Origin of the sequence: Streptomyces sp. SM1, assembly GCF_002910825.1 — a bacterium.
GTDB lineage: Bacteria > Actinomycetota > Actinomycetes > Streptomycetales > Streptomycetaceae > Streptomyces > Streptomyces okerensis.
In genome coordinates, this window is the sequence record NZ_NEUB01000422.1 from 1 (window position 1) to 3790 (window position 3790).

The 3790-nt window shown below is 74.3% G+C and carries 1 protein-coding gene; it reads right to left on the minus strand.

Annotated elements, in window-relative coordinates:
- The coding region (locus B9S61_RS10570) for a non-ribosomal peptide synthetase (RefSeq protein WP_146064779.1) at positions 1-3790 on the minus strand (3790 nt) is incomplete at both ends.

Here is a 3790-nt window from a genome sequence, read left to right on the forward strand (position 1 = left end):
CATGCGCAGGGCGTCGCGCAGGTCCCGGGTGACACCCAGGAGCCGGTCGCGGGCGGCGGTGTTGGGCAGGTAGGGCTCGATGAGGACCAGCGGGGCGACGGTGTGCCCGGCCGCGTGGAGCTGGGTGGCCATCTCCAGGGCGATGTTGGCGCCCATGGACCAGCCGAGCAGGGCGTGCGGGCCGGTGCCGCCGCGTTCGGTGATCTCGGCGACGTAGTTGGCGGCGATGCCGGTCACCGTGCTCGGGTCGGTGCCCCCGAGCAGGCCGCGCGCCTGGAAGGCGTGCACGGGGCGGCCGGGCGGAAGTGCGCGGGCGAGCGGGACGAACCAGGCGGCGCTGCCGCCGGTGGGGTGCACGCACCACAGGGGTTCCCCGGTGCCCTCGCGCAGGCGTACTTCGGAGGTGACGGCGGTGGGCAGGCCCTCGCCTGCCGCGCGGACGGCGTGCCGGGCGAGCCGGGCGAGGGTGGGGTGCTCGATCAGGTCGCCGACGGAGACCGGCAGGCCGCGCGCGGCGGCCATGAGGGAGACACGGACGGTGGACAGGGAGCTGCCGCCGATGCGGAAGAAGTCGTCGTGGACACCGATCCGGGACAGGCCGAGGACCTCGCGCCAGATCTCGGCGAGGATCTTCTCGGCGGCACCGGAGGGGGCGGCGTATTCGGTGTCGGTGCGGTCGAGTTCGGCCGGCGGCAGGGGCAGCGCCCGCTTGTCGGTCTTGCCGCTGCGGTTGACGGGCATCTCGTCGAGGACGACGAACCGTGCGGGCACCATGTAGCCGGGCAGGGAGGCACGCAGCGCGCCGCGCAGTTCCTCGGGGGCGGGCGGTCGCGCGCCGGAGACGACGAGGTAGGCGACGAGGGCCGGTTCGCCCGGCAGGTCGGTGCGGTGCAGGACCACCGCCTGCCGGATGTCCGGCAGTTGGCGCAGGGCGTGCTCGATCTCCCCCAGCTCGATGCGGAATCCGCGCAGTTTGACCTGCGAGTCGCGGCGGCCCAGCCACTCCACGGAGCCGTCGGGCCGGTGGGTGCCGAGGTCGCCGGTGCGGCACAGGCGGTCACCGGGGGCACCGTAGGGGTCGGGGACGTAGGTGGCGGCGGTCAGGGCGGGCCTGCCGAGGTAGCCGCGGCCGACGGCGTCGCCGCCGAGGCAGATCTCGCCGGGGGCTCCGGCCGGGACCGGCTGGAGGTCGTCGTCCAGGACGTGGACCCGGGTGTTGCGCATCGGCGCGCCGATGGGCGGACGGCCCCCTCCGGGGCTGAGCTCGGCGGCGAGAGACCATACGGAGGTCTCGGTGAGGCCGTAGACGTTCTGGAAGCGGCGGCCGCGCGACCACAGGTCGGCGAGTTCGGCCGGGCAGGCCTCGCCTGCCACCTGGAGCACCTTCAGGCCGGGGAAGGTGTCCTCACCGAGGACGGCGAGGGCGCTGGGCGGCAGCATGGCGGCGGTGACGCGCGACTCGCGCAGGGTGCGTGCGAGGTCGGGACCGGGGCGCAGGTCGCCGGCGGGGGCGGTGACCAGGCAGCCGCCGTTGGAGAGGGACCAGGTGAGTTCCAGGATCGAGGCGTCGAACCCGAACGAGGCGAACTGCAGGACGCGGTCTTGGGGGGTGGGGTCCACCAGGTCGCGCTGGCCCTCGAGCATGTTGGACAGGCCGCGGTGCGGGATGCCCACGCCCTTGGGTGTGCCGGTGGAGCCCGAGGTGTAGATGATGTAGGCGAGGGTGTCGGCGCCGGCCTCGGGGCCGCCCGGCACGGGCTCCTGGTGTTCGGCGGGGGCGTCGAGGTGGATGACCGGACCGTCGAACGGCACGGTCCCGGCCAGCGGCCGCTGGGTCAGCAGCACCCGCACACCGCTGTCCTGCGCCATGAACGCGAGCCGCTCGGTGGGGTGTTGGGGGTCCAGCGGCAGGAACGCGCCGCCGGAGCGCAGCACGCCGACGGCGGCACGCACCAGGTCGGGGCCGCGTTCGGCGCAGATGCCGACCACCGTCTCGGGTCCCACGCCGAGTCTGTGCAGCCGGCGTGCCAGCTGCTCGGCCTGCTCGTTCAGTTCGGCGTACGTGAGGCGCTGCCCGAGGTGCTCGACGGCGGTGGCGTACGGGGTGCGGGCGGCGTGGCCGGCGATGTGCTCGTGCAGGAGCAGCGGGGAGGACGGGACGACGGGACCTCGGGCCCAGTCGTCGAGGGCGGTGGCGCGGGCGGCGCCGGTGAGGGCGGGCCGGGTGACACGGCCGCCGGGGTGGGCGGTCATGGCCTCCAGCTGGGCGCGGTACACGTCGGCCAGTTGCTCCGCGGTGGCGGGGGCGACGTACTCCGGGTCGGCGTCCAGGGTGAAGGCGTTGACACTGGCGTTGACCAGCAGCGGGAACATGGTGCGGGCGATCTCCAGGGAGTCGTCCCAGGAGTCGTGGGAGAGGCGGTGGAAATTGACGTAGTTGAAGACGGCGTCGGTCAGCCGTGGTTCGGTGGGCCGGAGTTCGGCGATGCGGACCAGGGGCACCCTGCGGTGCGGCAGCATGCCCTGCTCGGCCAGGAAGACGTCCCGCAGGTAGGCGAGCCAGGTACCGCGGGGGCGTGCCACTCCGAACGGCACGGTGTTGAGGAACAGACCGCGCATCCTGTCGGCGCCGGGCAGTTCGGGGCGGCCGTTGGTGACCAGTCCGATGCTGTGTCCGAGCACGTCGTCGTCGCGGCCGGCGAACAGGCTCATGGTGTGGTGGAAGGCGGCGAGGAGCACCGTGCGGCGCGGCACGCCCGCTTCCCTGGCGAGCCGGCCGATGCGCTCGGCGAGGTGGGCGTAGGAGCGGCGGACCTCGTGGACCGGCGGCTGGTCCTCCGCGGTGGCTTCGGCGCGGCGGCGGAAGGTGACCGGCCGCAGCTCGGCGAGCCGGCCGCGCCAGTACGCCGAGGCCTCCTCGCTGTGCAGCGCGGCGCGTTCGAGGGCGACGTACTCGGCGAACGGCGGCGCGCTCGGCGGCTGCGGGGCGGTGCGGTGGGCGACGGCCTCCCGGTGCAGGGCGAGCAGGTCGGCGACGAGGGAGGTCAGGCTCCAGCCGTCCAGGACGACGTGGCAGTCGGTGAGGACGAGCCGCAGGTCGTGGTCGGTGACGTGGTGCAGGTGGATGCGGACCAGAGGGGCGGCGGCCAGGTCGAAGCGGCGGTCGAACTCCTCGTCGACGAAGCGGCGCAGCCGCGCCCGCTGCTCCTCGCGCGGCAGTCCGCGCAGGTCGGTGTAGCCGACGGGCAGGTGCGCGGTGCGGTGGACGAGCTGGAGGGGTTCGCGGTAGGGGACGAGGTCGACGGAGGTGCGCAGAATGGGGTGACCGGCGACCACGGCGTCCACGGCGGCCTGGAAGGCGTCGAGGTCGAAGCCCTCGGGGACGGTGATCTTCAGGTCGGTGACGTTGTGGTAGGCGCCGCGCCGGGGGTCGGCGAGCATCTCGTGCAGCATGCCCGCCTGGAGCATGGTGAGCGGGTAGGCGTCGGCGAGGTGGTCGGGCAGCCGGCCGGCGTCGGCGGGATCGAGCTGGGAGAAGGGGGCGACGGGCTCGGGGGTGCCGACCGCGTCGGTGGCCAGTGCGGCCAGGTCGGCGAGGGTGCGGGCGCGGAAGACGTCTGCGACGGTGAAGCCGAGTCCGGCGAGGCGGCCGAGGCCCACCAGGCGCAGGGCGAGGATGGAGTCGCCGCCGAGGTCGAAGAAGTTGTCGGTGCGGCCGATGTGTTCGGTGCCGAGGACCTGGCTCCACACCCCGGCCAGCGTCCGCTCGACGGGTCCGTCGGCGGGCACG